Below are 4,494 nucleotides of genomic sequence, written 5' to 3' on the forward strand. Positions count from 1 at the left end.
GTGGGGGAATCGGCGGCCCGGTCGGCGCGCCGGAGACCGTAGAGGGCCAGGAGGGCGGCGGCCACCAGGGGTCCGCCGTCCCGGATCAGGCCGTCGACGCCGAGCAGCCACCAGCAGAGCGGCAGGTCGACGGCGAGCACACCGAGGGTGATCGCGACCAGGAGCCGGCGGGCCCAGGCCCGGCCGCGCATCAGGAAGGCGGTGCAGAGAAGAACCAGGTAGCTGACGGCGATGCCGGCGAGGAACCAGAAGAGCACGGCCGGCACGGCGCTGAGCCGTCCGTCCAGGATGGACCCGCCGGCGACCAGCGCCGGTACGAGCATCAGCGGGCTGTAGGTGAACGCGGCGACCCGGCTGGTGAGCAGCCACCCGGTCACCGGCGGTCGCTTCGGCGCGACCTCCCGCCAGGAGATCATCCCGCCCTCCACGACCAGGGACTTCCGGTGCCGGACCAGGTGCCCGCCGACGGCGTCCGAGCGGTAGAGCAGCACGACCACGGCCACGCAGAGCGCGGTGAGCAGCCCGAACCCCAGCAGGCCGGGCAGCGCGGGCACCCCTTCCCGGGGTACGAAGAGCCGCCCCACCGCGAAGACCGTGGTGACCGCGAGGATCAGCCCGAACGGTCTGGCCACGGTACGGCCGCGGTTGACGTGCCCGATGAGCACCAGGAAGCCGAGCGAGCGGAGCATCGCCCAGCCGGTGCGTACGGCCAGGCCGAACTCCTGCTCCGGGGCGTACCAGTAATTGAGCAGCTCGACCACGACGGTGGCCGCCGCCGTGACGGCGAGCAGGGTGGTCAGCGCCCGGACGGCGGACGGCCGCCGGACCTGGCTGGTCTCGGCGGCCGTCCTCATGGGATTTGATGTTGCCCGGTAGGGGCAACCGTCACACCTACTTCTGCGGCTGCTCCGCGTCGAGCCGGGCGCGCAGCGCGTCCAGCTCGGCCCAGAGGACGCCGGGCAGCTTGTCACCGAACTTCTCGAACCACTCGGTGACCAGCGGCAGTTCCTTGCGCCACTCCTCCGGGTCGACCTTGAGGGCGATCCGGACGTCCTCCGGGGTCATGTCCAGGCCCTCGACGTCCAGGGCGTCCTGGGCCGGGACCATGCCGATCGGGGTCTCCACCGCGTCGGCGGTGCCCTCGATCCGCTCGATGACCCACTTGAGCACGCGGGAGTTCTCGCCGAATCCGGGCCAGAGGAAGTTGCCCTCGGGGTCCTTGCGGAACCAGTTCACGTAGTAGATCTTGGGCAGCTTGGCCGCGTCGCCGTCGGCGCCCTTGCCCATCTCGATCCAGTGCCGGAAGTAGTCGCCGGCGTGGTAGCCGATGAACGGCAGCATGGCCATCGGGTCGCGGCGGACCACGCCGACCGCGCCGGAGGCGGCGGCGGTGGTCTCCGAGGAGAGCGTCGCGCCCATGTAGACGCCGTGCACCCAGTCGCGGGCCTCGGTGACCAGCGGGATGGTGTCCCGTCGCCGGCCCCCGAAGAGGATCGCGTCGATCGGCACGCCGTTCGGGTCGTAGTACTCCTCGGCCAGGATCGGGCACTGGGTGATCGGAGTGCAGAAGCGGCTGTTGGCGTGCGAGGAGAGTTCGCCGCTCTCCGGCGTCCAGTCCCGGCCCTTCCAGTCGATGAGGTGCGCCGGGGGCTCGCCCATGCCCTCCCACCAGATGTCCCCGTCGTCGGTGAGGCCCACGTTGGTGAAGATGGAGTTGCCCCGGTCCAGCGTCCGCATGGCGTTGGCGTTGGTCTTCCAGTCGGTGCCGGGTGCGACGCCGAACAGGCCGTACTCGGGGTTGACCGCGTACAGGCGGCCATCCTCGCCGAAGCGCATCCAGGCGATGTCGTCGCCGATGGTCTCGACCTTCCAGCCCGGGATGGTCGGCTCCACCATGGCCAGGTTGGTCTTGCCGCAGGCGGACGGGAACGCGCCGGCGATGTGGTAGACCTTGCCCTCCGGTGAGGTGATCTTGAGGATCAGCATGTGCTCGGCGAGCCAACCCTCGTCGCGCCCCATCACGCTCGCGATCCGCAGCGAGTAGCACTTCTTGCCGAGCAGCGAGTTGCCGCCGTAGCCGGAGCCGAACGACCAGATCTCCCGGGTCTCGGGGAAGTGCGAGATGTACTTCGTCTCGTTGCACGGCCACGAGACGTCCTGCTGGCCGGGTGCGAGCGGGGCGCCGATCGAGTGCAGGGCGTGCACGAAGTCCGCGTCGTCGCCCATCGCCTCGAGAATCTTGGCGCCCATCCGGGTCATGATGCGCATCGAGGCGACCACGTACGGGCTGTCCGTGATCTCGACGCCGAACATGGGGCTCTCGGCCTCGACCGGGCCCATGACGAACGGGATGACGTACATGGTGCGTCCGCGCATGCTGCCGCGGTACAGCTCGGTCATCGTCCGCTTCATCTCGGCCGGCGCCATCCAGTTGTTGGTGGGGCCGGCGTCCGCCTCGTCGACGGAGCAGATGAAGGTGCGCTCCTCGACGCGGGCGACGTCCGTCGGGTCGGTCCGTGCGTAGAACGAGTTGGGCTTCTTCTCGGGATTCAGCCGGATCAGGGTGCCCTTTTCGACCAGTTCGTCGGTGAGGCGGCGCCACTCCTCATCGGACCCGTCCACCCAGACCACCCGGTCGGGGGTGGTCAGTTCCGCGACCTCTCGGACCCAGGCGAGCAGTTTGGGGTTGGACGTCGGGGCCTGATCGATACCCCGAACAGTAGCCGGAGCAACCATGTCACATCTCCTTGTGGTCGACGCTGACCGATGTATGGGGTGCACGAGTTCTGGCGAGCGAGTCGTCGCCTTCGTGGAAACCTGGGATTGGGCTCAGCGTAAACCGGGCTGCCTCGCCAGTCAGTGGGACTGGTTGTGAAGAACTGCACAAGGTAGGGCCACGCTGCGGCATCGCGATCTGATACCCGCTTTCGCGCGCAGTTTCACGCAAATCCTGCGGCGAACCTCCGGCGGACGCCCGTCGCGAGGTCCGGTCGCTGGTGCACGATGAGCGGAAGCGCCCGCCCGTGCCGAGGGCGGCGATTGGGTGATCCGATCCGCAATTCCGCCACGGCCGGTTACGCTCTGCTCACCGCACGACGAACCGGGCGGCGTCCCCGTGGGACGCGGTCGGATCCGGCTCGTCCGTGCTACCCGTCCACCGTGCGGGCACCCGGTAGGCTCGGCGGGTGGCCGCGACGATGACCGGGGACCAACCGGGCGCTAAGCAGACCCGGCCGGGTCTGATCGGTTTCCTCCTCGACCGTTTCGGTCACCTCGTCCGGGAGTTGAGCAAGTTCGCCACGGTGGGCGGGCTCGCGTTCCTGGTGGACTTCGCGCTCTTCAACTACCTGGCCAGCGTCCGCCACATGCCGCCGGTCGCCGCGAAGACCATCTCCACGGTGATCGCCGCGACCATGGCGTTCCTGGGCAACCGGTTCTGGACCTGGCGGCACCGCCAGCGCTCCAACCCCGCCCGGGAGTACGCGCTGTTCTTCTTCTTCAACGGGGTCGGCCTGGGCATCGCCGTCGCCTGCCTCGCGATCAGCCGCTACGGGTTGGGCAGCATCTGGCCCGGGGTGTTCCAGACCCCGCTGGCCGACAACATCGCCAGCTTCATCGTCGGCACCGGCCTCGGGACGCTGTTCCGATTCTGGTCGTACCGGCGGTTCGTTTTCGTGGAAGCGGGAATTCCCCCGCTTCCGGGAACGAGCCACGACCGAGACTCCGGGGCGTGACCTACCGCCCACCCCGTCCTGCCGGGCCGAGCCGGCCCTGCCCACTGCCCTAAGGTGTTCCGCATGCGTCTGGTCCGTCTGCTGCCCGAGCGCTGGCAGAAGTTCATCCACGAGGCGCTCAAATTCGGCATCGTCGGTGGCATCAACACCGTCATCAATTACGCGGTGTTCAATGCGCTGGCACTGACCGTTTTCCGCGACGGGCAGCTCAAGGCGACGGTCATCGCGACCATCGTGGCCACGATCACCTCGTATCTGATGAATCGGCACTGGACGTACCGGGATCGCCCGAAGTCGGCGCTACGCCGCGAATACGTCCTTTTCTTCCTGTTCAACGCCACCGGCCTGATCATCGAACTCGGCGTCCTCGCCGCAGCGAAGTACGGCCTCGGCGTGACCAGCCTGCTGGCGCTGAACGTGGCGAAGACCGGTGGCGTACTGCTGGCCACCATGTTCCGTTTCTGGTCGTACCGGACGTTCGTCTTCCAGCCGGTGCCGAAGCACGCGCAGGCGACCTGGCACAGCATCCCGCGCGACGAGTGGGACACCATGGCGGAGATGGACCCGGTGGCGGAGCTGGCCGAGTCGGTCAGCGAGCTGGAGGAGTCCGAGCCCCCGCCGGGCGAGCACCGGAGTCGGACGGCCGGTCGCCGCGCCGGCGCGGAGTACGGCGCCCCGACCCAGGGTCGCCCCGCCCCGGCGGACGCCGCCATGGGCCCGGCCCTCGGCCGCACCCTCGACAGCGACCTGGACGCCGAAC

General features: G+C 69.0%; 4 protein-coding genes. 2 read left to right on the forward strand and 2 right to left on the reverse strand.

Annotated features, from left to right (window positions below; genetic code table 11):
* Both DKT69_RS36825 and DKT69_RS36830 read right to left on the reverse strand, forming a co-directional pair.
* Nucleotides 1-854 (reverse strand): hypothetical protein (locus DKT69_RS36825; protein WP_109805960.1); only part of this gene is annotated, 854 nt, incomplete at its 3' end.
* 37 nt (nucleotides 855-891) lie between these two features.
* On the reverse strand, nucleotides 892-2,736 hold the full coding sequence (locus tag DKT69_RS36830; protein WP_109805961.1) for a phosphoenolpyruvate carboxykinase (GTP): 1,845 nt from the start codon (nucleotides 2,734-2,736) through the stop codon (nucleotides 892-894).
* 461 nt (nucleotides 2,737-3,197) lie between these two features.
* Here DKT69_RS36830 and DKT69_RS36835 point away from each other — a divergent pair, with 461 nt between their 5' ends.
* Nucleotides 3,198-3,734, forward strand: coding sequence for a GtrA family protein (locus DKT69_RS36835; protein ID WP_109805963.1), 537 nt, complete (start codon nucleotides 3,198-3,200; stop codon nucleotides 3,732-3,734).
* 63 nt (nucleotides 3,735-3,797) lie between these two features.
* Nucleotides 3,798-4,494, forward strand: a 697-nt coding sequence (locus DKT69_RS36840) for a GtrA family protein (RefSeq protein ID WP_109805962.1), incomplete at its 3' end; no start/stop codon positions are given.

Origin of the sequence: Micromonospora sicca, from assembly GCF_003172935.1 — a bacterium.
Classification (GTDB): domain Bacteria; phylum Actinomycetota; class Actinomycetes; order Mycobacteriales; family Micromonosporaceae; genus Micromonospora; species Micromonospora sicca.

Bases quoted from the DNA above. Each gene is read 5' to 3' on its own strand.
- DKT69_RS36835 (WP_109805963.1), top strand. From the start codon at position 3,198: ATGACCGGGGACCAACCGGGCGCTAAGCAGACCCGGCCGGGTCTGATC.
- DKT69_RS36830 (WP_109805961.1), bottom strand. From the start codon at position 2,736: ATGGTTGCTCCGGCTACTGTTCGGGGTATCGATCAGGCCCCGACGTCC.